Below are 24,109 nucleotides of genomic sequence, written 5' to 3' on the forward strand. Positions count from 1 at the left end.
GCCGAGGTCAGCGTGGGGTGAAGGCGGCCGCGTTTTCGCGGGCCCACTGGGTGAAGGTGCGGGCGGGTGTGCCGAGGAGGGTCTCGGTGGTGTCGGCGATGGTGGCCGGGCCGGCGGAGGCGGCCCGCCATAGGGCGAGCAGGGAGCCGACCATCGGGGCGGGCATGTACCGGCCCATCTGCTGCTCGGCCTCGGCGTGGGTGATCTGCTCGACCGGGATGTCGCGGTCGAGGACGTCGGACAGGACGGCGAGCTGCTCGCGGAAGGTGAGCGCGTGGGCGCCGGTGAGGGTGATCGCGCGGCCGGTGAGGGCGGTGCCGGTCAGGGCCTCGACGGCGATGTCGGCGATGTCGTCGGGGTGGATGGGCGCGATGTCGGCGTCGGGGTAGGCCAGCTGGATCGGCAGGTTCTGGCCGATGAAGTAGGCCCAGCCGAGGGCGTTGCTGGCGAAGGCGTCCGGCCGCAGGAAGGTGCAGGTGAGGCCGGAGGCGGCCAGGGCCTGCTCGACCTTGAGGCTGTGGCCGGCCAGCGGGTCGCTCTCGGCGTCGGGGCTCAGGACCGAGGAGGAGGACAGCAGGACGAGGTGTGCGACGCCGGCGGCCTGGGCGGTCTTGATGAAGGCGTCGATGCCGGCGGGTTCGGGGTAGAGGAACACCTGGCCGATGCCGTGGAGCGCGGTTTCGAAGGTGTCGGGCCGGTCGAGGCCCAGCTCGGCGACCTCGACGCCGGCCGGGACGGTCAGCTCGGCGGGGGTGGCGCTGGCGGCGCGGACGGGCAGGCCGGCGGAGTGGAGGCGGTTGATGATCGCTTGGCCGACCTTGCCGCGGGCACCGGTGATGAGGATGGTCATGAGTTTCTCCTACTTGTTTGCGAGTTACTACATATGCATGTTGTCATGCACATAATTTCATATCAACACATGTCTTCGAGATCTCACGGATATACGATGAGCATATGACGACGAACGAGCCCCGAACCTCTGATGAGCTGCTGAATGCCGTCGGCCCGGCCTTCTCCAAGCTGCGCCGTACCTCGCTGCTGGAGGTCGAGAATCCGATCTCGGCCAAGGATCTGGGCCGCGCCCTGGTGCTCAACCTCGTCCTGGAGCACACCCAGGACTCCGACAAGGAGATCACCGTCGGGGCGGTGGCCGACCTGCTGGCCGTGGATCCCTCGGTGGCCAGCCGCATGGTCAGCGACAACATCAAGGTTGGCTATCTGATCCGCGCCGTCTCCCAGCAGGACGGCCGCCGCACCGTCCTGCGACTCAGCCCCCAGGGCGAAGAGCTCATGGCCCGCTTCCGCCGCCACCAACGCTCGGCGTTCGAGTACATCACCGCCGACTGGACCGACCACGACCGCCTGGAGTTCGCCCGCCTGATGCTCAAATACGTCGACTCCCTGGCCCACCTCCGCCACCGGGGCCTGGCCGACGACGTCAGGGAATCCTAAAAACCCTTCCTCTCAGATCCGAGGGCTCAGATCCGAGGGCGAGGAAGGTACGTCCACGCCCCCGGCCGATCTCCCGGATGATGCCCCGCGAGCCGCCGGTGACCGGCGTCGCCTTCCACCAGCTTGCTCACGTTGTCTCTCCTCGTCACGCGTGACCCGACGAAGTTCAACCTAGGGCCACTCGCCGAAGCGGATAACAACCCCTGGACGCCGCGGAGAGGACCTCTCGCGCCACCGGGGAACCGTTCACGTCACCGACGGACCGTTCGTGCCATGGAGGGACCGTTTACGTCAACGACAGGACCCTTCGCGACAGATGTTCACATGTGCCTGGTAGCGTCGCCTGCGCTATGTCTCCCCCTGTGAACGAAGGCACGATCTCCGCCCACCTGGCACGTTTCCTCGTCGACTCGGTGCGCCATTCGGGAACGAGCCTGGGCAGGTTCGCTCACCTGCCCGATCTCGGCCCCGAGGTCCTGCGCGACGACCTGACCCGGGTGTCGACTCCCTCGGCGCTCACGCTGTGGGAACAGCTCACGCTGACCGAGCCGGGATCCGCCATCGGCGCGCTGGTCACCGGCCACGCCCCGATCGGCACCTTCGGTCTCTGGGACTATCTGGTCACCACAGGCGGGAACTTCATCGAGACCATGAAGCGGGCCGTCGACTACCTGGAACTCATCGGCGACCCCGCCGGGGAGAAACTCCAGACGATCGAGGACGGCAAGCACTTCACCATCCGCCACGCCACCGGGAGCTGGGTCCCCGACGTGGTCGAGGCGATCGGGTTTTTCTCCCTGGGGGTGTACCTCACCAGAGCCAGGGCGGCCACCGGCCGCCCGGTCGTCCCGCTCCGCGTCGCCCTGAGCCACCGCCCGCCGCGCGAGCACCGGCAACTGATCGAGTTCTTCGGCACCCGGAACATCGACTTCGACGCCCCGTTCAACTCGATCACCTTCCACGACGACGACGTACGCGCGCCCCTCCCCAAAGCGCAGCCGGGCCTGGAGCAGATCCTGATGCGCCACGCCGACCTGACCCTGGCCGCGTCCAAACCCGTCCTCCACTGGCACGACAGGTTCCGCGCGATCCTGGCGACCGCCATCCACGAGGACACCGCCTCGCTGGAGCGGGTGGCACAGCGCCTGGCGATGAGCCCGCGCACCCTGCAGCGCCGCTTGGGTGAGCACGGCACGAACTGGCGCGAAGAAATCGAGGCGGTACGGCAGCGGCACACCATGGACCTACTGCGCACCACCGACCTGCCCCTGCAGTCCATCGCCGCCCGCGTCGGCTACAGCGACATCCGCGCCTTGCGCCGCGCCGTACAGCGCTGGGAGGGACAATCGCCTCACACCATCCGGAACACCCTGAGCCGCCTCCGGAAGACGCCCGTTCCGGGCACAAACATCAGATGAGCCGGGTCACGTGAGTTGGAACCGGGAGACCGCCGTGACGTGGTCGGTCGGGTTCGATAGATCAGGCCGAGCGGCCGGGGCGGCGTCGGGATCCGCATCTGCCGCGGCGACGAGGATGCGCGGAGGCGCCGTACAAAGGCGCTGCTGCCAGGGCCGGGTATGGTCGGCCAGGCCGGCCGGAGCCGGACACTGACGTCCCTTGACAGCACCCTTCCGGATGGAAGGCTGAGGTTCTTCTCTCTGGTCAAGGAGGACCACGATGACCGCGACGCCCCCCGAAGCCCTCACCTCAGACCCCGCGGCACCGCAGATCGCACAGTCGCTGGCAGAGATCCGTACCAAGGGCGCGGGCCTGTTCTCCCGGGCGCTGGTGATAGTCAACGGAGACCTCTCCTTCGACGAGGCGCACAGCTACGAGACCCCGATCGCGGGAGCGCGTTCCGGGGGAACGACGCGCTACTCCCTGACGGAGACCAATGACGCCAGCCGCGGCTACCAGGGACGCGTCGACAAGGCGCAGGCGCGCATGTCCAAGCAGGACAGCGAGGTCGCCGTCCTGCAGGAAGCCTGGGACTGGATCGAGGCGCTTCATTCCTCGTTCCCTCATGACGCCCACATCCGGGTCGTGGTGGTCGGCAACATCGGGCCGTGCACCGGATGCAAGGCCCGCCTGAAGCTGTTCCGGCAGGACCTCATCGGCATGTTCGGGCCCGGGCGGGTGATCGTGGAAAGCGTCTACGACACCAGCCAGATGTTCATCACGAAGAACTACGAAGAGAAATACGAGGACTACGAGACGGAGACCACGAGCACGGTCTCGACGACCTACGGATACGAGGGCGCGACGGTGGAGGCCTACCGGCTGCCGGGTGCTCCGCAGAGCGTGTCGTACTGGCTGTACCAGGTGGGGTAGGCGGTCCCGGCCATTGGCTGGAGCCCCGGCTGTGAGGCTGTCAATGTCGAAGGTCTTCTCGAACTCGCCGGTCCGACATCCGATCAGCCGTTCGCGATCCCAGCGATCCATGGGGCCTCCTTCTGCCGCAAGAGCTCTCGGGCCCGGCCGCGTTTGGGAGGTCGGCCCCGCAGACGGGCTCGAACCACGAACACCACGCTCGTCGAAAAGCCGTAGTCATGACGGGAGAACACCAGGAGGGCCGGTCTGGGGTCAGGTCTTGAAGACCCTCCCAAAAGTCAGGCTCATCAGCCCGGCATCCATCAGTCGCGACTACGGCCGATCGATAGACAAAGCAGGCACCGGCCGGGGCCGGTCTGGGGATAGGCATCACGTGCCCTCGCCAAGTCAGGCTCTGAGGTCGGTGCCTGCTCACAACATGCGATTAGCCGTCAGGTAGCTCCGCGGTAGGTCACAGGCGCGGATCACGGTCGTCACAAGTCAGGCATATCGGGACCCCCAACGGGTGCGGTTCCTCTCACGGCCGACCGCTGTTCCGGCGTCCCTTCACCCGCTGTCCGGGCGGTGGACGGTGAGGTCGCCGTACGTCGACAGGCGCGCGGCCAACTCGTCGGGCTTGCCGCGAAGTGTGGTGTCCAGGAACGCGGCGCTGGCTTCGACGGTGATGTGCAGTCCCTGCGTGCGGCCCAACGAGCCGACGAGCGTGGACAGGGGCGGCAGGTAGAGCGGCGCGTCGGTGAAGGTGAGATGCCCCGTGCCGGTGACGGCGACCTGGTAGCTCGTCGCGGTGCCGAGCTTGAGGACCTGCGTGAGGCGGGGGATGTAGGTCGGGCTCTCGCCCTGGTCGAGAGGATGGGTGAGCGCGAGTGCCGGTTGGTGGAACGGTCGTGGGGCGGGGTCGTGGGGGAAGCCGTCCAGGTTGATGACGGCCGCGAACCGGGAGTCCTGGTGGGCGGCCTGCAGGGCGGCGCCTCCGCCGATGGAGTGCCCGGTCACCGCGGCCCGGTCGGTGTCGAGGCGGCCGGTGAACGGGCCGTCGATCTCGCCCCGGTCGAGGCGGCCGAGCTGGGTGAGGACGAAGCTGAGGTCGGCGGCTCGCACCGCGGTCCAGCCGGCCGCCAGTTCCTCGTCCTTCTTCTCGTCGCCGGTGGCCTTGATTCGCGTGCGGATCGTCCGGCCGTCGGCGAGAGTGACGACGGCCGAGTCGTAGGGGTGGTCAAGGGCCGCGACGACGTAGCCGCGGCTGGCCAGTTCCTCCGCCCATGCGGTGTTCTGGGTGCGCACTCCCCCCAGCCCCGGCGAGAACAGCACGAGGGGGAACCGTTCGCCCTCGCCGGCCACCGCCGCGTTGGACACCGATCTCGTGTGGGCGCGCGGAACGTCGTCGAGCAGGAAGCCGGGCATGCCCATGTAGTCGGCCAGCCCCTGGGCGACGGTGCGCGACTCTTTCTCGGTGCGGCCCAAATATCGAGCCCGCTCGGCGCTTGCGGGGCGCTCGCGGGAGGGATACCAGAGTTGGACCACGACCGTGCGCCGGTCATCGGGCGCGGAGGTGGCGGTCTCGGGACGGTCCGGGTCGGTCCACTGCTTCACGGTGGTGCCGACCGCATACGGGCCCGACGGTTCGGGGAACACCGGCAGGGGAAGTGCCCATGCCGCCGCCGCACCTCCGGCGACCAGGCCGAGGCACACCGCCGATCCCGGCAGGGCCAGCCACCACGGCGCCCGCCGTGCGGACCGTCCGGTACGCCCTCGCAGCAGAGGGGGGACGGCGAATCCGAGCGCTATCGCGGCTCCCGCGAGCACGGGTATCAGTTGCCAGCGCATCCCGAGCACGATCAGCACCGCTCCGGACAACACGGTGGCCGCCCCGGCGGCGAGTGTGACCGGCCGGCGGGTGCCGGCCGGTAACCATCGGGCCAGGACCAACGCGACGGCGCCCAGCAGGGCCAGGATCTCCAGGGAGGACATGCCGAATCCCATGATTGTCTCAGTCACCCGATCATCTTTGGCGAGGGGCTCATGCCGGCACATCCACCTCAAGTCCCCGGTTGTATGCCCCCTCAGTCGGACTACGCCGGTGATCGCGCTACCCAGGTCGCACTGCGCCGGCCGGCTGAGCCGACGCACCGCTTGGCGAGATCGCCGTAGCGCTTCCGCGACGAGGCCTCCGTGACGCTCTCGGCGGGCTTGGCAGGGGTCCTACCCGGGGTCGCGGACATAGAGCTGCTCACCGGTCGTCAGGCCTCTGGTGGCCGGCGAGATGACCGTCTCATCGACACCGGACAGGCGCCGCTGCCGCTTGCGCACGATCGTCGGCTCGAAGCCGCCGTCTTGATCCCGCGGCACGATGATCTCCACCGGCCCGACATCGATGATGACGGTCTTGGACCGGCTGCCGTTGCGGGTGTCGCCGTTCTCGTTTCCGGAGCGTTCGTGCTTGTCGTGGCCGAGATGATCGGTGATCTCACCCTCCAGGGCGGACTCCAGCACCAGCTCGGCCAGCCGGCCCAGCAGCCCGTTCTCCCCGACCAGTTCCACGCCTTCGGCTCGCGCCTGGTCGACCAGCTCCCGATCCGTCGATTCGTCCGGCTTCTTGCGCGCCACCGCGGCGGTCACACGGCCGTTGTGCGTGATCGCGGGACGATCGTTTAATGGACCGCCCTCGAACAGGGCGACGGCTTGAGCGGCATCCAGGTTGATCCACTCAGCCCAGGTCCTTGCCGTCTGGCCGGTGGTGAGCTTGATCCGCTCTGTGCCAGAAACGGACCAGAACCCCTCAACCTGCAGGCCAAGCAGTTCCTGCAGTGGCCCAGGCGCGCCCCCATCGTGCATCTGAGCAGTGGCGTCGACGATCCCGCTGAACGGGCCCACCACAAGGTGGCCCTGGAAGGCAGCGAGATTGGCGGCCTGGGCTTCGGTGCACATGTAGAGATTGGGGACGATCACCATCTGGTAGCCCGACAGGTCACCGTCTGGAGGAGTCAGGTCTACGGCCATGCCCCGTTCGAACAGCGGCTGGTACCAGGCGAGCAGCGATTCTCGGAGCTCGAGTCGGTCGGATGGCTGCGACTCGGGCGCTTCCATGCTCCACCAACTGTCCCAGTCCAGGACGCGCGAACCTGCGGAGCCACTACCCTCGGGCCCTGGCTGCAGACGGTGGCCAGAATGACGAAATGCTCGAACTCATGCATATACTCAAGGCTTATCAGGAAATCGAGCAATATGACTTTATACACGATCACAGCGACGCCATCGGCCTTGCTTTGAGAGCGATCTCCAGTCGGCTTGAGCCAGTTATTCAAACCATGCACGCCCCACCGACTTCGAAATGGTACGGCCCCGTCCATGAAACCGTTCAAAGTCAACTCGACCTGGTGGTCATCAGCGCGGCACAGATGAATTCCGCTCCACATCTTCGGTTCGTGGACATGATCCATCATGGAATTCAAACCGACCGGTTCACCTTTCAGCAGGACAAATAGGATTACGTCTTTTTTGTAAGTCGAATGTCTCGAATAAAAGGTCTCGATCTAGCTGTTCGGGCAGCACGGAAGTCCGGCCACCAGCTGATAGTGGCGACCATGGAGATCAGCAGCCAGAAAGAGAAGGAGTACTTCGAGACCAGCATCAGGTCACTCCTCGGCGCGGACGTCAAACTGGCCGGCGAGGCCGATTTCGAAACGAAGGTCGAGCTGTACGGAAAAGCAAAATGCACGATCATCCCCACGAACCGGGCCGAGCCGTTCGGACTCACCGCGATTGAATCCCTCGCCTGTGGCACGCCGGTGGTCGGCTTGCGCAGAGGCGCGACCGCCGAGATCGTCGAGCATGGCGGCACCGGCTTTCTCGGTGAAATCGTTGATGACCTGAGCGCCTTCCTGGAAGAGACGTCGGCGATCAAACCTGAGGCGTGCCGGAGAGCAGTCGAAGAGAAGTTCTCCGATTCCTTGATGATGGACCGGCATGAACGTCTTTACCGGCGAACGGTGTCTCAGTGGGGGTCCTGAGGACTCCCGGCTGAACGTCCACGATCGTCTTCGTAGCCCAACGGCAGAGGCGGGTGCCTAGGGGCAGGACATGGGTTCGAATCCCTCTGAGGGCACTCATGCGCTGCTGGACGTCCCGGCCATGGGAACGTCCTGACCTCGTCCTTCGAGCAGGGCGACGATGTTCTCTGACAGACGCACCGTCGCCCGCAGGATCGCGGCGTCCGTCATCCCGGCGACGTGCGGGGTCAAGACGGCGTTCGCCAGCCCCATCAGTGGCGAGGAGAATCCGTCGTGTTCCCGGTCGAACACGTCCACCGCGGCTGCCGCCGGAGGTGTGAGGGGATCCTTCAACGCGAAGGCGAGCGCGTCCTCGTCCACGACGCCGCCGCGGCTCATGTTCACCAGGACGGATCCGGGGCGCATGAGATTCAGTTCCCGACGCCCGATCATGCCGCTCGTGGCATCGTTGAGCGGACAGTGAAGCGAGACGACGTCCGATGTACCAAGCAGGACGTCGAGAGAGTCGATGAACTCCATTCCAGCGGACTCGGCCTTTGCTCTGGTGAAGCGTGGTGATCCCGTCGCCACGACCCGCATGCCGAGAGCCTGGGCTTTACGCGCCAGCACCGTTCCGATCCGCCCTGGCCCCACAATCCCCAGGGTCAAGTCGGCGAGTTCGGCAGGAAAGACCATCGGACTGTCCCGCCATTGGCCGCGATGGGCCGCCGCGTTACTTCTGATGATGTTCTTGGTGATCGTTAGGATCATCGCAAGGGCGTGTTCCGCGACGGCCGTCGCATTCGCGCCGGGCGTGTGGGTGACCGTGACGCCGCAGACCCGTGCGGCCTGGAGGTCGATGTTGTTCGTCCCAGCCCCTACCTGGCCGATCACGCTGAGCCGGTGCATCAGCGCGGGGTCTGTCGCCGCTTGAATCAGCGTCGCAGAGATCGGAACATTGGCCCTCGACTTGATGACGTCGTAGCCCACGCCGCCGCTGATCACCGCAGCGATGACCTCGGCCTCGTCGAAGCCGTTGAGATCGATGAAGTTAACCCGGCCGCCGTACGCCTCCGTCACCGATCCGCGACCCTCCAGACGCCACAGGTTAAGCGTCACCTCAGTGCCCGCCGCCAGCAGCGGGGTCAGTTCGTCGTGGACGAACCGATCGGGGGCGGAGTCCAGGACGAGAACGCGTCGGGATGGGGTCGTTGTTTCTTTCACAGCCGGATCTCCTGGAGAAAGGCGCCTCAGGCGCTCAGACTTCGTCGATGAATGGATGTCACGGCCCATCGGGCGGATTCGAAAGCGCCGGCCTGCCAGACGGTCAGATGGCTGAGCCAGTCCCCGGCGAAGTGGACGCGCCCGGCCGGCTGGCACAACAACTCATACTCTCCGCTGGAGTACGACGGCCAAATGACCCAACCTCCCTCGATATAGGGGATGGACTGCCAGGCGACGGAGGACGGAGAAGGAGCTCGTGATACCGGTGGCGAAGTTCTCACCGTGGATCTTGCCGCCCACGTCGACCGCGCACACGAGCCGTTCCTGCGGTGACAGGGCTCCCAGTGACCGGGCGCCGTCCTTGACCGGGTATCCGACGAGCAGGCCGGCCTTCTCGTGGAACCCGGCCGACGGATACCAGATCCGTTGAACATCCAGGCTGGTGCGGGTCGTACCGCCGTAGATGGACTCCTCCTGCTCCCACCAGCGATTGTCGGTTCCGGCCCCGCCGTGGGCTCCCGGGTGGTGACCTTCGGCTGGTCCGGGGCCTGGGCCCGGCTCCGTGCGGTCGACACCGAGAACCTCGCCGTCGTACCGGAGAGCGTGGACCTCGGCGCGGCGAGCGCGCTGCCCGTGGCGGGGGTGTCCGCGCTGCAGGCGGTACGCCGGTTGGGGTCGGTCCTGGGACGTCGCGCGCTGGTCACCGGCGCGTCCGCCGGTGAATCTCCTCGAAGCGGTGTCTTCTCATGTCGGGAGACCCCAACGGCCCTCTCCTTTTCGGGGACGCTGTAGCGTCGTGTCTCGGTCTGACACCCTCCACGTGTCCCGCTCACCGCCGAGCATTTCAGAACCCGGCGTTTCGGAGCCGAGCGTTCAGGTCGGAGCGCCCGCCTGGGGGACGACGCGGGTGTTCACCGGGCCCACCCCGGCGGCGGTCACGGACACCGTCGACGACGCCCGTTCGCGCGAACTACGACTGTCCGCGCGAACTACGACCGGTGGTATCGGTGCCCGTCGCGTGCACCTGCGTGGTGTTGCCGGCGTTCGCGACCTCCACAGGGCCGTTGCCGTCGCCCTGGCCGCCGGCGTTGGTGGTTCGGCGTGCACGGTGTTGAAGATCCGGTAACCGGCATCGGTCGCCACGCCTGTCTGATTCGGTCGGCGTCGGCGAATTCGGGTCACATTCGACTGGCTTCGGGATGTCGGGCAAGGAATGCGGGGTGGCTCCAGTTGCCGCCGAGTTCCGGGGCGAGGGAGGCGCGGGCTATGGAGAGGAACGCTTTCCGATCGTGTTTTGCACAGCCTTCCGGTAGTGCCCCCAGGAGGGGGCGTTCGCGACGGCCGGTAGGTCGGTCAGGTTGCAGCGGGTGGCCAGATCCGGGGTGGCGGGCCAGTTGCCGATGACCAGGCCGTGCAGGGGGAGACGGCGGGCGTGCAGCGCTTCGGCGGTCAGCGCCGTGGTGTTGAGGGTGCCCAGTCCGGCGGTGGTGACGATCAGGACGGAGACGTCCACGCCGAGGCCGCGCAGCGCAACGGGGACGTCGGCGATGGTGCCGCCTTCTGGGTCGTAGCGTACGAGGAGGCCGCCCGCGCCTTCGATCAGGACGAGGTCGTGGCCTTCCGCGAGCCGGGCGGCCTCTTCTGCGGCTCGACGGGGGCGGACCGGTGGGAGACCGCTTCTACGGGCGCCGGTGGCCGGTGCGAGCGGTTCGGGGTATCGGGCCAGTTCACTGCGGGTGACGGGGCCGGCCAGGCGGGCGACCTCCTCCACATCACAGAGTTCGCCGGGAACCAGACCGGCTTGAGCCGGTTTCAGTACGGCGACACGGCGGCCCGCCGCGGCCGCCAGGGACGCGATTGCGGCGGTGACGACGGTCTTGCCGATCTCGGTGCCGGTGCCGGTGATGATCAGCGCGTGCATGAAGAAGTCTCCCTGGAGTGTCAGCCGGCCGCAGTCGCCGCGACGATCGCGGTGGTGATGCGGCCGAGGTCGGCGTCGTCGACGACATAGGGCGGCATGGTGTAAACGAGATCCCTGAAGGGGCGTATCCACACGCCGTGTCGTGCGGCGGCACGGGTGGCGGCGACCTTGTCGACTTCGTGGTCGAGCTGGACGACGCCGATGGCGCCGAGTACGCGGACGTCGCGCACCCCGTTCAGCCCGCGCGCGCGGGCCAGCCCGGACCGCAATCCCGTCTCGATGCGTTTGACCTGGTCCTCCCACGCCCCGTCCGCCAGGAGGTCGAGTGAGGCGACCGCGACGGCGGCGGCGAGCGGGTTTCCCATGAAAGTGGGGCCGTGGGCGAGCACAGGGAAGTCACCGCGGCCGATGCCGTGCGCCACCTGGGGCGTGCATAGGGTGGCCGCCATGCTGAGATAGCCGCCGGTGAGCGCCTTGCCCACGCACATCACGTCCGGTGTGACGCCCGCGTGGTCCGCGGCGAACAGCGCGCCGGTCCTGCCGAAGCCGGTGGCGATCTCGTCGAACACGAGCAGGACCCCGTGCGCGTCGCACAGCTCGCGCAGCACCCGCAGGTAGCCGGGAGAGAGGAAGCGCATGCCGCCCGCGTTCTGTACCACCGGCTCGACGATGACGGCCGCCACCTCGTGCGCGTGCTGTTCGATCAGCCCGGCCAGGTGCGCGGTGTAGGCGGGATCGGGTCCGGCGTCGAAGCCTGCGGGCGGTGCGTCGGCGAAGACCTGCTGCGGCAGCGCACCGGTCCACAAGGAGTGCATGCCTCCCTCGGGGTCACACACGGACATCGGCTGGAAGGTGTCACCGTGATATCCGCCACGCCAGGTCAGCAGGCGGTGTTTGCCCGGGTGGCCGAGCGACCGCCAGTACTGCAGGCACATCTTGACCGCGACCTCGACCGCGACCGACCCCGAGTCGACGAGGAAAACGTGCTCCAGCGGCTCTGGGGCGATCTCGGCGAGGCGCGTGGCGAGGCGGATCGCGGGCTCGTGGGTGAGTCCGCCGAACATCACGTGGCTCATCCGGCTCAGCTGGTCGCGTACCGCGGCGTCCAGTACGGGGTGCCCGTACCCGTGGATGGCGGCCCACCAGGAGGACATCGCGTCCACCAGCTCCACTTGGCCCTCGACCGGATCTGCCAGGCGCAGCCGTACCCCGGAGGCCGATTCCACCAGCAGCGGGACTTCGCGGCCCGGCATCGGCGCGTACGGATGCCACACGTGGGCCCGGTCCAGCTCCAGCAAGCGCCGCGGGTCAGGCATTGGGCGCAAGGTCGGTACCGGCGCCGCGACGGCGCAGCGCCACCAGGTCGGTACGTGCGGGCTGGGCGGCCGGCGCGTCTCCGCGATGCTCGGGCTGGACGGGCGCGGCTGCGCCGCGGTGCTCGGGCAGCGTAGCGGACCCGGGCTCTTCCACCACGAAGCCGGCGTCCTTGATCATCTCCAGGTCGACACTACCCGGCTGCCCCTCGCTGGTCAGGTAATCGCCGAGGAAGATCGAGTTGACGATGTGCAGGGCCAAAGGCTGCAAGCTGCGCAGGTGGATCTCCCTGCCCCCGGCGAGGCGGACCTCCACGTCCGGGCAGACGAATCGCACCATCGCCAGGATCCGCAGGCACCGCTGCGGGGTGAGCTCCCACGTCTGCGACAGCGGGGTCCCCTGGAAGGGGATCAGGAAGTTCACCGGCACCGAGTCCACATCGAGCTCTCGCAGCGCGAAGACCACGTCCACCAGGTCGGCGTCGCTCTCCCCCATCCCGGTGATCAGGCCAGAGCAGGCCGACATGCCCGCCCCGCGTGAACGCAGGACGGTGTCCACCCGGTCGGAGAATTCGTGCGTGGAGCAGATTTTGCCGTACTCGTCCTCGGAGGTGTTGAGGTTGTGGTTGTAGGCGTGGACGCCGGCCTCGCGCAACCGCGCGGCCTGCCGTTCCGACAGCAGGCCGAGGCAGGCGCAGATCTCCACGTCGGGACTGCGTTCCTTGATCGCCTCGATGGTGCCGACGACCCGCTCGACGTCCCGGTCGGTGGGGCCGCGCCCGCTGGCCACCAGGCACACACGCTTGGCGCCGCCCTTCGTCCCCGCCTCTGCTGCGGCGGCGGCCTCGTGCGGTTTGAGCCAGCTGTAGGCGAGGATCTCGGCTTTCGATCCCAGCCGCTGCGAGCAGTACGAGCAGTCCTCAGGACACAGGCCCGACTTCAGGTTGACGAGGTAGTTGAGCTTGATCCGGCGGCCGAACCACTTCTGCCGAACCTTCCCGGCCGCGGCCACCACGTCGAGCAGTTCGTCGTCGGAGGTCGCCAGTACGGCCAGCGCCTCCTGTCGTGTCGGTGACTGCCCGCGCAGCCCCTTGTCCATCAGCGTGGTCAACAGTTCCATGCCTCGATCCTCCGCCAAGGCCGCGACGGTACCGAGCGCCGATCCAGACAAGATCATTCAGTGAAAGTTGTAGAACGGCCTGCAGTGGCCCCGCCCATGTCCGGGTTGGATTCACCGACCAGCCGACCCCCAGCCGACCCCCAGCCGATCGTGCGTGGGCACCTGCACAGTGGAGTCCGTCAGCCTCCCCCTGCACCGAACCTCTCCCGATTCACCGAACCTCTCCCGATCGCTGCGCCGAGCGCCTGCCCGCCGCCCTCCCGCCCTCAAGGAGCACCACCATGACCATCACCCGTGAGATCCGTCTGGCCGCCCGCCCCGTCGGCCAGCCCCGCCTGACCGACTTCGAGCTGACCACCACCGACGTACCCGCCCTGCAAGAGGGCCAGGTGCTGGTCCGCAACACCTGGATGTCGGTCGACCCCTACATGCGCGAACGGATGGACGAAGCCGACTCCTACCTGCCGTCCTTCCCGCTCGACACGGTCATGGACGGCTCGGCGATCGGCGAGGTCGTGGCCTCCCGCTCGCCGGAGATCCCGGTCGGCGCGACCGTCGTGCACTTTTCGGGCTGGCGCGAGTACGCGGTGCTGCAGGCCGCCGCCGCGACCGTCGTCGACCCCGCCCTCGCCCCCGCCGAGGCCTGGCTGGGCGCGCTGGGCACCACCGGACTGACCGCCTACGCGGCCCTGATCGAGGTGGCCCCGGTGCGAGAGGGCGACGTGGTGTTCGTCTCGGCCGCGGCCGGGGCGGTGGGCAGCGTCGCCGGACAGCTCGCCCGCAAGCTCGGCGCCGCCAAGGTGATCGGCTCGGCCGGCGGAGCGCTGAAGGCCGACAAGCTCATGAGCGACTTCGGCTACGACGCCGCCATCGACTACCGGGCCGGCTCCATCGCCGCGCAGCTGGCCGAGGCGGCCCCCGACGGCATCGACGTCTACGTCGACCACGTCGGCGGCGATCACCTGGTGGCGGCCCTCGACGCGCTGCGCTCCGGCGGCCGGATCGCGCTGGTCGGCGCGATCGGCTCCTACAACGCCACCGAACCCGTTGCCGGCCCGAGCAACCTGTTCACGCTGGCGGCCAAGGACGCCACCCTGCGCGGCATGCTGATCAACTCCTACTTCCACCTGTTTCCCGAGTGGATCGGCAAGGCCGCCGGCTGGCTGGCCGACGGCTCGCTGCACACCGAGACGACCGTCGCCCAGGGCATCGAGCAGGCTCCCCAGGCCTTCCTGGACATGATGCGCGGCGCCAACATCGGCAAGATGCTGGTCAGGCTCTGATGCGCGCCTCACCGACGGCTCACTCCCGCGCCACCGACACCACTCGGCCTGACTGGTTCGCGGTTCTCGCGGTGGCACTGGGGATCTTCTCCCTGATGACCTCCGAGCTGTTGCCCGTGGGCCTGCTCACCCCCGTCGGCTCGGACCTGGGCGTCTCGGAGGGGACGGCCGGGCTTATGGTGACCGTCCCCGGCTTGCTCGCCGCGATCTCAGCACCCGTGATCACCGTGGCCGCCGCCCGGGTGGACCGGAGGGTCCTGCTGGCCTCGTTGACCGGCGTCATGGCAGTCGCCAACCTGGTCGGGGCCGTGGCGCCGAACTTCACCGTCGTGCTGGTGGCGCGGCTGGCGATCGGGGTGAGTGTCGGTGGCTTCTGGGCGATCGCGGGCGGCCTGGCCGTACGGCTCGTGCCATCCCGGCAGGTCGCCAGGGCCACCGCGGTCATCTTCGGCGGGGTCTCCACCGCCTCCGTCGTCGGCGTCCCTGCCGGGACGCTGCTCGGCGACCTCGGCGGATGGCGTACCGCCTTCGCCACGGTCGGCGTCCTCGGCCTGGTCGCAATGGTCTTGCTGCTGGTCCTGGTACCGCCGCTGCCATCTCGGCACGCGGTCACCTTCGCCGCGCTTCCCGCGCTGTTGCGCGGCGACAAGGGCGTACGGACCGGTGTGCTCCTCACGGCCCTGTTGGTCACCGGGCACTTCGCCGCCTACACCTTCGTACGCCCGGTGCTGCAGGAGGCGGCCGGTATTGACAGCGGCCTGATCGGCGCGCTGCTGATGGCCTACGGCGTGGCCGGCGTCACCGGGAACTTCGTGGCAGGTTCCCGGGTCTCCCGTCACGTGCGAGGCACCCTCCTGATGATCGCCATCGCTCTCGCGGCCATCATGGCGCTGTTCGCCCTACCCGGTCACGGGCCGGTCACGGGAACCATTCTGATGGTCGCGTGGGGCCTGGCCTACGGCGCGGTCTCCGTGAGCCTGCAGACCTGGATGCTCCAGGCCGCGCCCGACGCCGGGGACACCGCCTCGTCGTTGTTCGTCGCGACCTTCAACCTGTCCATCGCCCTCGGCGCCCTGATCGGCGGCCTGGCCGTCGACGGTATCGCCACCGCCGCCGTCCTCTGGATCACAGGCCTCCTTGCCCTGCTCACCGCCCTGACCGTCGGCACGGCCGAGAAGCTCCGCTGAAAGGAACCACTGCGATGTCTCACTCCATCATCAACCCCCAGGGCCTGCACGACCCGGTCGGCTTCGGTTACAGCCACGTCGCCCGCGCGTCCGGGGAGCTGGTCTTCATCGCCGGCCAGTACGCCTCCGACGGCGACGGCCACGTCACCTCATCCGACTTCACCGAGCAGGTCGAGCGCTCACTCGCGAACCTGCGTACGGCCCTGGCCGCCGCGGGCCTGAACTACCACCACGTCGTTCAGCTCCGCACCCACATCGTCGATCACGACGCCGGCAAACTCGCGATCATCGCCAGGCTCATCGGCGAGATCTGGGGAGACCGGCCGCCCACTCAAACGCTCACCGGAGTGGCGGCCCTCGCCCTGCCGGACATGCTCTTCGAGATCGACGCCATCGCGGTCAGAGCATGACCGCACCACCACCGCCGCCGAGCTGATCACCGACGTTCGCCATCGCGGTCAGAGCATGACCGCACCACCACCGCCGCCGAGCTGATCACCGACGTTCGCCATCGGTGGGCCGAGCAGGTGGGTGGTGCCAGCCTTACCGACAGGCCAGGTCACGGCGGTTCCTCACGGAACGGAGCAACCCAGCCACCGCCATATCCGTCGCCGCCCCATCGCCGGATCGGCAGGCCGCACCGGTGGGGTATGGCAGACGCCCGCGTAGCCGGCCTTACCCCACCGGCTTGCGATCAGTTACCGGCCATTTCCTTGGCGATCTCTTCGTCGGAGTCCGCGTTCACGAGTTGGCAGGGCGCGACCGGGCTGCCCACCTTGGCCAGATAAGGGCTGAACTTCCAGGCCACTCCCGGATGGTTACCCGGTCGAAACTCCAGGACCAGCGTCTCACCAGGCCTGATGAAACGCGGTGAGATCACGAAGGTGTTCCGGTTGATCGGCGCGGCGGCGTCGCGCGAGCGCCAGTTGTCCGGCTTGTTGAACTCCTTGAGTTCCTGATCGGTCATGTTCTGGGTGTTCGGTGGGTCATAGGCCAGGTCCGCGCCGGCGAAACGGCCACGGGCGCACTGCTTGCCCGCCTCGGTGAACGTCACATCGGCCACGATCCCCTCGCTCTTGAGCCTGTCCTCCAGCCCTTCTGGGTCCCGGAACTCGCTGACCGTCACCTGAACGGTGCCGTCGGAGTTCTTCACCACCGCATACGCCGCGCTCGGCGAGCCTGACACCAACGGCACGGCCACCACCGCGGCCGCGGCGATGCCCGTGACCGCCGCGCCCGTCAGCAGGCGACGGCGCATCGGCGACGGGCCGGTGAGCGCCGCGGGCCGATCGGCGTGCGCCGGCTCGAGGACGCTTCTGCCGGGCAGCCAGGAGGACCGGCGGCGCGCGGGCGGGGTAGCCACGATCCCTTCAAGAAGGTCATCGGCACCCTGGCTCATGGAGGGCTCGGGGAATCCAGCGGCGGGGTCGATGGCGGACACCATGCGGTCGATCTTGTTCATCGTGTTTCTCCTCCGAGCGTGGTCATCACGGGAACTTCGTCCGTCGTGCCGAGTAGCCGGGCCAGTCGTTTACGGGCCCGATGCAGGCGAAGCCGGGCTGCGGTGCTGCTGCAGCCCAGCACCTTGGCGATCTCCGGGCCGCTCAGCTCTTCCCAGGAGGCCAGCGCGAGCACCTCCCGGTCGCTCGGGCCCAGAGCAGCGAAAGCGGTGCGAATCGCCTCGGTCCGCGGGTCTACGGGCGCCGGTTCCTGGCCGATGGCCAGTTCGCCGCGGAGTCGCGCGGCCAGCGCGCTGCGGCGGGTCTCTCCCCGCCGGTGATTGGCCAGGACGCGGCGCGCCGCGCCGTACAGCCACGGCAGGGCGGCAGCCCCCTCCGGAACGTCATCCAGCCGCCTCCACGCCGCGAGAAAGGTCTCCGCTATCACATCGGCGACGTCGTCGGCCGAGTCGGTTCGGCGTAGCGCGTAGCGGTGCACCGCCGGATAGCAGGCGCGGTAGAGCGCCTCGAAGCGATCTCGCGTGTCGGGGGGCACGCGTGGGTCTTGCACAGTGTCTCCTAACGAAGAGTGCCGGAACGCTTCATTAGGTGTCCGGCACCTCCGTAAGTGTTTCCTGCCCTGCTCAGGATCGGAGCGGAAGGGGATTCCATGTCGCCGGCCGGCTTGATGGCCCCAGCCCCAAGGTGGGGTCCCGGTAGCGACCGCCGGAAATCCAACGGATATACCCCTGGCCTGCTCTGATGTGAGGGCGTCACAGGAGTGATGTGCCGGTTGGGAGATGCGGCGGCCTGGGCCGAGGGCCTACCGTGTGGCCATGGAACTTGTCGGGAAAATCACCGCCGATCGCCCACTGCTCGTGCTCGCGGTCAGGGAAGAAGCACAGTTCCTCGACATGGACCTACCGGTGCTGCTCACCGGCATGGGCAAGGTCAACGCCGCGGTCGCGCTGGCCGCCGTCCTCGCCCATGGACCCCGCCCCTCCCACGTCGTCAACCTGGGTACCGCGGGAGCACTCCGCCCGGGGTGGACTGGCACCCACGTCATCGGCACCGTGATCCAGCACGACCTGGACACCGACCTGCTGCGCACCCTCACCGGCGAGACCTACGGAGCGGCGCTGACGCTGAACGCCGACGACGGCCCGGTCCTGGCGACCGGCGACACCTTCATCACGGACGAGGCCGCGCGCGAGCGTCTCGCGGCCCATGCTCACCTGGTCGACATGGAGGGCTACGCCCTGGCAACGGCCGCGGCCCAGGCCGGCGTCCCGTTTCGCATCGTCAAGCACGTCAGTGACGACGCGGGTGAAGGCGCGGCGAGGAGCTGGCGCGAGTCGGTGGCCGACTGCGCCCAGGCCCTGGCCGACTGGGCCGGCCGGCACCTGGCCCATCAGTCCTGACCTCTTCGTCTTCGCCCGCGTGAGCGGAGGGCGTCCGTCATGGAGATCCGCATGACCATGGTGGCTGCCGGCGCGTCCGCGCCGATCGGTGAGAGCCTCCAGCGGTCCTGAGACGGGCTCACGCCCCTTCGGGCCTGGGTCCCAGGAGCTTGGCGGTCAGCAGGAGGGCGCCTCCGATGTCGGAGGTCAGGCCGACCCCCTCCTGGCGGTTGTGCACCTCCAGACCGGGCTGCCCCGGGACGACGTGGTAGCCCTCCTGTTCGAGCGTCTTGAGGTTGCGCTGGACGGCGGGGCGCCGCAGCGCGGCGGCGGGGATCGCCGGCGCGAACACGACGGGGACCTCGGCGTTGATCACGGTGTTCAGGGCGAGGCTGTCGGCGATGCCGAGAGCGCACTTGGCCACGAAGTTCGTGGTCGCCGGGAAGACGAAGACGAGGTCGGCCCACTCGGCCAGTTCCTGGTGGGGGACGCCGCCGAGTTCGGTGGGCCACTTCGGCCCGGCGACCGGGGTCCCGGTGACGGCGGCGATCGCCTGCCGTGAGACCAGCTCGTCGGCCGCGTGGGTGAGGCACACCCGGATCGACCAGCCGTACCACTTCTGCAGCAGCATCACCCAGTGCGGCAACATGATCACCTCAAAGGCTCCCGTGCCCACGATGAGCAGCCGCCCGCGGGGGAGTTCGATCCTCGGGATCGCGTTGGTCATGAGATCTCCGTTCAGGACAGCATCAGGACGCGATCCCAGTACGGATCGCCTCCCGGCAGCAGGGACAGCAGGGAGGCGGCCACGCCGGCCGCGCCCTCGATGATTCCGGCGGTGTCCACCTCCTCAAGGCGCCCGTCCGAGATCCAGCCCGTACCGTCGGACTCGGGCTGCAGGTGGCGGAACACGAAGGGCGCCTCGGGGTCGGCCGCGTCCATGACCTGGCGTCCCAGCTCCGCCGCACGGTCCAGGAGCCGCTGGTCCGCGGTCGCCTGACCGGCGCGGACGAACACCTGCAGCAGCCCGGAGCCGCCGTGGCAGACGGTGGGCCCGTAGGAGCCCGGCCGGACGGCGTGGAGGGCGTCGAGGGCGAGCCGCCGCCACTCGGGGATCGTCAAGACCTCGCTCGCGCGCAGCAGGCTGAACGCGATGCCGGGCGTCCCGTAACACCACGCGGCGATGGTGTCCTGCCGCGGGGCGGTCCCGGCGACCTCGTCGTCGAACGGGATCCTGAGCTGCCAGTAGGGGCCGTCCTGGCCGTGCACCGCCCAGCCGGTGATCCAGCTCCCGATGCGGTGCATGGCCGTGTCGTGCCCTTCCACGCGGATGTCATGCTCGGCGCAGAGTGCGAGCAGGGCCAGCGGTCCCGGGATGCCGTGGGCGAGGCCCAGGTTGAAGTCGCCGCGGGGGAAGGTCCTGCGGTCGAACTCCGTCGGTTGCCGCTCCGGCGGCACCCACCAGCCGGGGACGTCGTGCCCGTCGACGCGGACGGTCCCGGCCAGGCCGACGAGGTAGTCGAGGGTGGCGCGCAGGGCGGGCAGGGCGGTCTCGCGCTCCTCGCGCCCGCCCTCGGTGACCGCCGTGAGCAGGAGCCTGCCGGTGCCGGTGAGCCCGCTGATCAGGTCGTAGGCCGTCCAGCTCGTGCCGGGCCCCTGGCCGGCGTTCTCCGCTTCTATCCGCCGGTGCTGATCGTCCACGAGCCACCGGACCAGGCGCGGGCGAAGCCCCGGATAGTGGCCGCCGAGCGCGCCGCAGGACTGCGTCGCGGCGAGCACCGCCGCCGGGCCGTGGTGCAGGCCCGCCGAAGGCGCCCGGGTCAGCGACCCGGCGGCCAGTGCCAGATGGGCGTGCGCGGCCCGCAGCCAGCTTGCCTCGTGGCGGGCCAGCTCGGCGTAGAAGAGCGCCACACCGGCGCTGCCGCCGGTGGACAGCGGGTCTCCCCGCCGCACACCGGCCGGATCGGCCAGCCGTGCGGCCACCTGTCCGACGACGTCCTCCACGGTCAGCATCCGTGCCTGCGCCGGTTGAGGTTGCCGAGCACGCACGCCCCCGCCAGGGCGTGGGCCTCTCTTTCGCGCTCCCTGTCGGTGCCGAACAGGCGGTTGCAGGTCATGTGCAGGAGGCTCGCGAGGATGCGGTCCTCGGAGGCGTCGCCGAGCGCGCGGACGCGGGAGCCGTACTCACGCGCGACGTCCGCGCGCGGGCGGAGGATCTCCAGGAGGTCCTCGCCCAGGTACGGCCAGCCGCCGCCGGGATCGACGAGGCGCAGCAACGCCTCACGCCGGGGACGGAACCTGCCGGGGAAGGCCCACGCGCCGCCGGGGAGCTCCCGCCCGAACGCGTCGGCGAGCGAGGCGAGCACGACGGCCCCGAGCGTGACGAGATCTTCTCGGGTGCGTCTGGACCGTTCGAGGGCGAGCAGCGCCGTGACCGCCTCGCTGTCGGCGTGGAAGAGGCGTTCGGCGCACTCCATCGCCTCCCTGCCGCCGTAGCGCTCCCACTCGGGGTCATAGGTGTCCAGGGCGACGCGGTCGACGAGGTGGCGGTCGAGCCAGCCGTCGGCCGCCGCGCGGAAGCGCGGCAGCAGCTCGCCCCAGAGCAGGGCGGGCGAACCGCGCAGGCGCAGGCGCAGGTGCGGGGCCGGGTCGAGGTAGCGGACGAAGAACCAGCGGTCGGCCCCGGTGAGCAGGGGGGCGAGGTGCTCGCAGAGCAGGGAGTCGACATGCCGCGCCGGGCCGTACAGCTTCAGGTAGAGCCACTCCCCTCCCGGCGGGTGCAGTCGCCGGGAGGGCAGGGCCCTGTCCACCGCGGCGACGGGCGGCGCGGGCTCCCGTACGTCGCCGAACAGCGGGACCGCCAGCTCCGCCAGGTGCGGCAGCCCTTCGCCGTCACGCAGCCATCCGTCCACCCGGTCGGCTCCGCCGGGAGGCTCCCAGGCGACCAGCGAGTCTTTCTTGCGCAGGTCGTCCCGGAGCACCTCCAGGTGCCAGGGGTTGTCGAGGTCGAGCGAGAGCCGGTGATCGAAGTCGGTGAGGACGATGTGCCTCGGCACCGACCAGCGCTCGCGCCACTCCCCCACCAGCCTCGCCCATTCACGGGGCGGGGCCGCCGCGTGCCCGCCGAGCTCGTCGAGCCGCCATTTGGCCGGTGAGAGCACCGTGCGGCCGTAACGGACGCGTGGCACGTAGGGGTGGTGGTCATCGGTGATCCAGTCCCACGGCGCCCACATCCGCCGGCCCTCGAAACCGACTTCGAGCAGGAATCGCGCGAGGTTGGGGGCCTGGGTGACCGGGTCGAGCATGGTGGCGGACGTCGGCACCACCCGCCTGCCCGTGGGCAGGTGGACCGCGTAGAGCCGGTCGGCCTCGGCGCCGATCGCGAGGTCGTCCGCGGAGATCTCGATGGCCGCCGGGTCGGGCGGTACGCCGATCGAGATCCGGTGTCCCGTCCAGGACGGTCCGTGGCCGACGTTCGCGGAGCGGGGATAGCGCGGCTGGCAGGCGACGTTGAGCCGCAGCTCTCCGGTATCGGCCGCCCGGCACTCGGCCGCGATCTCGTCCACGGCCACCAGCCCGGCGAACCGTCCGAAAGTGGCGCCGGCCTCGGGGGAGCCGGGGTTCGGCCCGACCGACAGGCGGAACCGGCCGTCGGCGAGGTCGTCGACCGACGCCGCGACCAGGGACAGGTACAGCTCGACCGACCTGGGCACGGTCGACGGGTCCGGCGGTTCCGGCTCGATGCGTGCGACGAGCTCCTCGTCGAGGACGATCTCCGATGCCCGGTCACGGACGGCCTCGGCCACCAGGCGGGCCAGCAGGCGATCTGACTCACGTCGCTCTCCGCGGTACGCGGGGGCCGGGCGCGGCCCCGCCGGGCAGTCGTATCCGGCGGGCGGGCCCAGCCCGGTGCCCTCGTTCAGCAGGTCGCGGACCGGCACCAGCCGCTCGGTTCCGTACCGCTCGACGAACTCCTCGTGATACTCACGCAGCGGTGAAGGAGCCAGCCGGGGCGTCAGCAGGCGCCACAGCACCCCGGCGGCGCGCGCGGCCTCGGCGGCCACCTCCTCGGGGAGGTGAACGTCGGCACCGAGCCGCAGATCGACGTGGAGAAGGTGGTCTGAGCGGTGCAGCGCCCTCATCCGCTCCTGGAGCACCTCCAGGGCGGCTGAGCGCCGGTCCAGCAGGCAGCGGTCGTACGCCTCGCGTGCCGCGGCGATCTCGCGCAGGCGCGGCAGCATCGCGGGAGGCCGGTGGAGACCCGCCAGCACGCCGATCACGTGGTTCAGCGGGTCCGTGTCGTCGAGGCACGGGCGCAGCCCGGTGATGAGGAACTCCTGGTCGACCAGGGAGGAGACCATCGACCCGATCGCCTCGGGATCGGCCTGCGGGTACCGGCGGCCGAGCTCGGCGAGCAGTTCGCCGGTGTGGACGCCGTCCTCGGCGAGCTCGAAGGCGGCGCGCACCGCGCTGGTGTCCCTGATCGACAGCTCGCTCCTGGCCTCCTGGCCCGCGGTCAGCCCGGCGTTGGTGTGCTGCGTCATGAAGACGCGCCCGCCGCTGAAGGTCAGCCCGGTGTGGGTGCGGACAGCGAGCTGGGCCAGCACCTCGCGGTCGGACTGGAGAGCGGCGACGAGATGGAGCAGCCAGCTGAGATCCACCCTGGTCCTGGTCGTGCCCGGCTCGCTCCACGAGACCTTGGCCGCGGGACCGAATCTGGCCGTGGCCACCCCGGCGAACAGGCCGAAGGGGGTGGGGCGCGAGCGCATGCGAAGCTCGTAGCGGATCACCGCCAGCGCGGCCCGGCGCAGTTGGGCGGTCTTCCTGCCGTGCGGGTCTGCGACGAGTCCCGCCAGGGACGGACTCGCCACCTTCAGTGCCTCCATCAGGAGATCGTCACCGGCCGCCCTGCGCAGGAGGCGCACGCATGCGGCGCGGTCGAGTTCCCCCGCGTGGGCCTGGTCGGTCAGGCGGTCCTCGGCGCCACGGACCGGTGAACGCAGCAGGGCCGTCTTGGCCGGGCGGAAGGGGGTCACCTGTCGTCTCCTGTCCGATGTGGGCCTGAATCCCGTTCAGGCCCACATCCTCACGGGTTGATCAGCATGAGTGGTCGGCGCGTCCTGATCAGCAGCAGCGCGAGGCGCAGGTGCTGGGGAACGCCGACGGACAGATGCAGGACGACGTGGGCCAGGCGGCCTCCTGCATGGGAACGGTCTCGATCTGGGCGTCGAGATCGAAGACGTCGGCCGTCTCCGGGGCCGCGTACGGTGCCATGGGTCCTCCTCATGGTGAAAACACGGGTCCCGAGGTTCTCCTGAAACCCGACTGACGTTTCGGTTGTAGCGGACGCGCAAAATACGGCCAAGGCGTCGAGGGTTTATCAGGGGTCGGGAAAGGGGGTGCCCTTCGCATTTCTATGGGTTGTTTCCGGGTGCCCGCGCAACGGAATA

Annotated in this window: 21 protein-coding genes and 3 pseudogenes; 10 read left to right on the forward strand and 14 right to left on the reverse strand. The window is 69.2% G+C overall.

The features are described 5' to 3' along the window. Positions 1-7: 7 nt before the first annotated feature. Positions 8-850, reverse strand: coding sequence for an NAD(P)H-binding protein (locus ACQPYK_RS29710; RefSeq protein WP_433237852.1), 843 nt, complete (start codon positions 848-850; stop codon positions 8-10). Between the two features lie 104 nt (positions 851-954). Here ACQPYK_RS29710 and ACQPYK_RS29715 point away from each other — a divergent pair, with 104 nt between their 5' ends. The 3 genes from ACQPYK_RS29715 to ACQPYK_RS29725 all read left to right on the forward strand — a co-directional run bounded on the left by ACQPYK_RS29715 (position 955) and on the right by ACQPYK_RS29725 (position 3,783). Then, entirely contained in the window at positions 955-1,452 is a 498-nt protein-coding gene (locus ACQPYK_RS29715; protein WP_433237855.1) for a MarR family winged helix-turn-helix transcriptional regulator, read from the forward strand. A gap of 362 nt (positions 1,453-1,814) precedes the next feature. Further along, on the forward strand, positions 1,815-2,870 hold the full coding sequence (locus ACQPYK_RS29720) for an AraC family transcriptional regulator ligand-binding domain-containing protein (protein ID WP_433237858.1): 1,056 nt from the start codon (positions 1,815-1,817) through the stop codon (positions 2,868-2,870). A 259-nt stretch (positions 2,871-3,129) separates the two neighbouring features. Next, positions 3,130-3,783: a hypothetical protein gene (locus ACQPYK_RS29725; RefSeq protein ID WP_433237861.1), complete on the forward strand. Its 654-nt coding sequence runs from the start codon at positions 3,130-3,132 to the stop codon at positions 3,781-3,783. Positions 3,784-4,329: 546 nt separating this feature from the next. Here ACQPYK_RS29725 and ACQPYK_RS29730 read toward each other — a convergent pair. The 3 genes and pseudogenes from ACQPYK_RS29730 to ACQPYK_RS29740 all read right to left on the reverse strand — a co-directional run. Beyond that, a complete protein-coding gene (locus tag ACQPYK_RS29730; RefSeq protein ID WP_433237864.1) occupies positions 4,330-5,781 on the reverse strand; it encodes an alpha/beta hydrolase family protein in 1,452 nt (483 codons plus the stop codon). Between the two features lie 231 nt (positions 5,782-6,012). Then, positions 6,013-6,402, reverse strand: a pseudogene (locus ACQPYK_RS29735) (transposase); the annotation flags it as partial. A 9-nt stretch (positions 6,403-6,411) separates the two neighbouring features. After that, positions 6,412-6,939: pseudogene (locus ACQPYK_RS29740) on the reverse strand (beta-galactosidase); the annotation flags it as partial. Between the two features lie 20 nt (positions 6,940-6,959). On the opposite strand from ACQPYK_RS29740, the gene ACQPYK_RS29745 reads away from it, so the two are divergent. Next, positions 6,960-7,268, forward strand: coding sequence for a hypothetical protein (locus ACQPYK_RS29745; protein ID WP_433237867.1), 309 nt, complete (start codon positions 6,960-6,962; stop codon positions 7,266-7,268). A 15-nt stretch (positions 7,269-7,283) separates the two neighbouring features. Continuing rightward, positions 7,284-7,793, forward strand: a pseudogene (locus tag ACQPYK_RS29750) (glycosyltransferase); the annotation flags it as partial. Between the two features lie 96 nt (positions 7,794-7,889). Here the strand turns inward: ACQPYK_RS29750 and ACQPYK_RS29755 are convergent. Next, positions 7,890-8,996 (reverse strand): NAD(P)-dependent oxidoreductase, encoded by a 1,107-nt coding sequence (locus ACQPYK_RS29755; protein ID WP_433237870.1) that lies wholly within the window; start codon positions 8,994-8,996, stop codon positions 7,890-7,892. Between the two features lie 510 nt (positions 8,997-9,506). Here ACQPYK_RS29755 and ACQPYK_RS29760 point away from each other — a divergent pair. After that, the gene (locus tag ACQPYK_RS29760; RefSeq protein ID WP_433237873.1) at positions 9,507-9,788 is read left to right on the forward strand and encodes a hypothetical protein; all 282 of its coding nucleotides are present in this window, start codon (positions 9,507-9,509) and stop codon (positions 9,786-9,788) included. Between the two features lie 472 nt (positions 9,789-10,260). Here the strand turns inward: ACQPYK_RS29760 and bioD are convergent, their stop codons facing one another. Genes bioD through bioB form a run of 3 tightly spaced genes read right to left on the reverse strand, consistent with a single transcriptional unit; the run spans position 10,261 to position 13,350 of the window. Then, positions 10,261-10,917, reverse strand: a complete 657-nt coding sequence (gene bioD / locus ACQPYK_RS29765) for a dethiobiotin synthase (protein ID WP_433237875.1) — start codon at positions 10,915-10,917, stop codon at positions 10,261-10,263. A 20-nt stretch (positions 10,918-10,937) separates the two neighbouring features. Next, the gene (locus ACQPYK_RS29770) at positions 10,938-12,233 is read right to left on the reverse strand and encodes an adenosylmethionine--8-amino-7-oxononanoate transaminase (RefSeq protein WP_433237877.1); all 1,296 of its coding nucleotides are present in this window, start codon (positions 12,231-12,233) and stop codon (positions 10,938-10,940) included. Next, positions 12,226-13,350, reverse strand: coding sequence for a biotin synthase BioB (bioB, locus tag ACQPYK_RS29775; protein ID WP_433237880.1), 1,125 nt, complete (start codon positions 13,348-13,350; stop codon positions 12,226-12,228). The genes ACQPYK_RS29770 and bioB overlap by 8 nt, the downstream gene beginning before the upstream one ends. Before the next feature lie 281 nt (positions 13,351-13,631). On the opposite strand from bioB, the gene ACQPYK_RS29780 reads away from it, so the two are divergent. Genes ACQPYK_RS29780 through ACQPYK_RS29790 form a run of 3 tightly spaced genes read left to right on the forward strand, consistent with a single transcriptional unit; the run spans position 13,632 to position 16,230 of the window. After that, the gene (locus ACQPYK_RS29780; RefSeq protein WP_433237883.1) at positions 13,632-14,633 is read left to right on the forward strand and encodes an NADP-dependent oxidoreductase; all 1,002 of its coding nucleotides are present in this window, start codon (positions 13,632-13,634) and stop codon (positions 14,631-14,633) included. Beyond that, positions 14,633-15,820: an MFS transporter gene (locus ACQPYK_RS29785; protein WP_433237885.1), complete on the forward strand. Its 1,188-nt coding sequence runs from the start codon at positions 14,633-14,635 to the stop codon at positions 15,818-15,820. The genes ACQPYK_RS29780 and ACQPYK_RS29785 overlap by 1 nt, the downstream gene beginning before the upstream one ends. 14 nt (positions 15,821-15,834) lie before the next feature. Beyond that, the gene (locus ACQPYK_RS29790; protein WP_433237888.1) at positions 15,835-16,230 is read left to right on the forward strand and encodes a RidA family protein; all 396 of its coding nucleotides are present in this window, start codon (positions 15,835-15,837) and stop codon (positions 16,228-16,230) included. 284 nt (positions 16,231-16,514) lie between these two features. Here ACQPYK_RS29790 and ACQPYK_RS29795 read toward each other — a convergent pair whose 3' ends face one another. Both ACQPYK_RS29795 and ACQPYK_RS29800 read right to left on the reverse strand, forming a co-directional pair. Next, the gene (locus ACQPYK_RS29795) at positions 16,515-17,282 is read right to left on the reverse strand and encodes a hypothetical protein (RefSeq protein WP_433237891.1); all 768 of its coding nucleotides are present in this window, start codon (positions 17,280-17,282) and stop codon (positions 16,515-16,517) included. Continuing rightward, positions 17,279-17,830: an RNA polymerase sigma factor gene (locus tag ACQPYK_RS29800; protein ID WP_433237894.1), complete on the reverse strand. Its 552-nt coding sequence runs from the start codon at positions 17,828-17,830 to the stop codon at positions 17,279-17,281. The genes ACQPYK_RS29795 and ACQPYK_RS29800 overlap by 4 nt, the downstream gene beginning before the upstream one ends. Before the next feature lie 265 nt (positions 17,831-18,095). Between ACQPYK_RS29800 and ACQPYK_RS29805 the strand changes: the two genes are divergently transcribed. Beyond that, positions 18,096-18,680 (forward strand): nucleosidase, encoded by a 585-nt coding sequence (locus ACQPYK_RS29805; protein WP_433237897.1) that lies wholly within the window; start codon positions 18,096-18,098, stop codon positions 18,678-18,680. A gap of 118 nt (positions 18,681-18,798) precedes the next feature. Here ACQPYK_RS29805 and ACQPYK_RS29810 read toward each other — a convergent pair whose 3' ends face one another. From ACQPYK_RS29810 to ACQPYK_RS29825, 4 genes are all read right to left on the reverse strand, one after another. Beyond that, the gene (locus ACQPYK_RS29810; RefSeq protein WP_433237900.1) at positions 18,799-19,386 is read right to left on the reverse strand and encodes a flavoprotein; all 588 of its coding nucleotides are present in this window, start codon (positions 19,384-19,386) and stop codon (positions 18,799-18,801) included. 11 nt (positions 19,387-19,397) lie between these two features. Further along, positions 19,398-20,672 (reverse strand): lanthionine synthetase C family protein, encoded by a 1,275-nt coding sequence (locus tag ACQPYK_RS29815; protein WP_433237903.1) that lies wholly within the window; start codon positions 20,670-20,672, stop codon positions 19,398-19,400. Further along, positions 20,666-23,695 (reverse strand): lantibiotic dehydratase, encoded by a 3,030-nt coding sequence (locus ACQPYK_RS29820; protein ID WP_433237906.1) that lies wholly within the window; start codon positions 23,693-23,695, stop codon positions 20,666-20,668. The genes ACQPYK_RS29815 and ACQPYK_RS29820 overlap by 7 nt, the downstream gene beginning before the upstream one ends. Positions 23,696-23,783: 88 nt before the next feature. Then, positions 23,784-23,933: a hypothetical protein gene (locus ACQPYK_RS29825; protein WP_433237909.1), complete on the reverse strand. Its 150-nt coding sequence runs from the start codon at positions 23,931-23,933 to the stop codon at positions 23,784-23,786. Between the last annotated feature and the right edge of the window lie 176 nt (positions 23,934-24,109).

Source organism: Streptosporangium sp. CA-135522, from assembly GCF_050949235.1.
In the GTDB taxonomy this organism is placed as follows: Bacteria; Actinomycetota; Actinomycetes; order Streptosporangiales; family Streptosporangiaceae; genus Streptosporangium.

Coding starts and splice junctions, on each gene's coding strand:
- ACQPYK_RS29710 (WP_433237852.1), bottom strand. CDS start 850: ATGACCATCCTCATCACCGGTGCCCGCGGCAAGGTCGGCCAAGCGATC.
- bioB (WP_433237880.1), bottom strand. CDS start 13,350: ATGGAACTGTTGACCACGCTGATGGACAAGGGGCTGCGCGGGCAGTCA.
- ACQPYK_RS29745 (WP_433237867.1), top strand. CDS start 6,960: ATGCTCGAACTCATGCATATACTCAAGGCTTATCAGGAAATCGAGCAA.
- ACQPYK_RS29825 (WP_433237909.1), bottom strand. CDS start 23,933: ATGGCACCGTACGCGGCCCCGGAGACGGCCGACGTCTTCGATCTCGAC.
- ACQPYK_RS29815 (WP_433237903.1), bottom strand. CDS start 20,672: ATGCTGACCGTGGAGGACGTCGTCGGACAGGTGGCCGCACGGCTGGCC.
- ACQPYK_RS29795 (WP_433237891.1), bottom strand. CDS start 17,282: ATGAACAAGATCGACCGCATGGTGTCCGCCATCGACCCCGCCGCTGGA.
- bioD (WP_433237875.1), bottom strand. CDS start 10,917: ATGCACGCGCTGATCATCACCGGCACCGGCACCGAGATCGGCAAGACC.
- ACQPYK_RS29785 (WP_433237885.1), top strand. CDS start 14,633: ATGCGCGCCTCACCGACGGCTCACTCCCGCGCCACCGACACCACTCGG.
- ACQPYK_RS29805 (WP_433237897.1), top strand. CDS start 18,096: ATGGAACTTGTCGGGAAAATCACCGCCGATCGCCCACTGCTCGTGCTC.
- ACQPYK_RS29780 (WP_433237883.1), top strand. CDS start 13,632: ATGACCATCACCCGTGAGATCCGTCTGGCCGCCCGCCCCGTCGGCCAG.
- ACQPYK_RS29810 (WP_433237900.1), bottom strand. CDS start 19,386: ATGACCAACGCGATCCCGAGGATCGAACTCCCCCGCGGGCGGCTGCTC.
- ACQPYK_RS29770 (WP_433237877.1), bottom strand. CDS start 12,233: ATGCCTGACCCGCGGCGCTTGCTGGAGCTGGACCGGGCCCACGTGTGG.
- ACQPYK_RS29790 (WP_433237888.1), top strand. CDS start 15,835: ATGTCTCACTCCATCATCAACCCCCAGGGCCTGCACGACCCGGTCGGC.
- ACQPYK_RS29725 (WP_433237861.1), top strand. CDS start 3,130: ATGACCGCGACGCCCCCCGAAGCCCTCACCTCAGACCCCGCGGCACCG.
- ACQPYK_RS29715 (WP_433237855.1), top strand. CDS start 955: ATGACGACGAACGAGCCCCGAACCTCTGATGAGCTGCTGAATGCCGTC.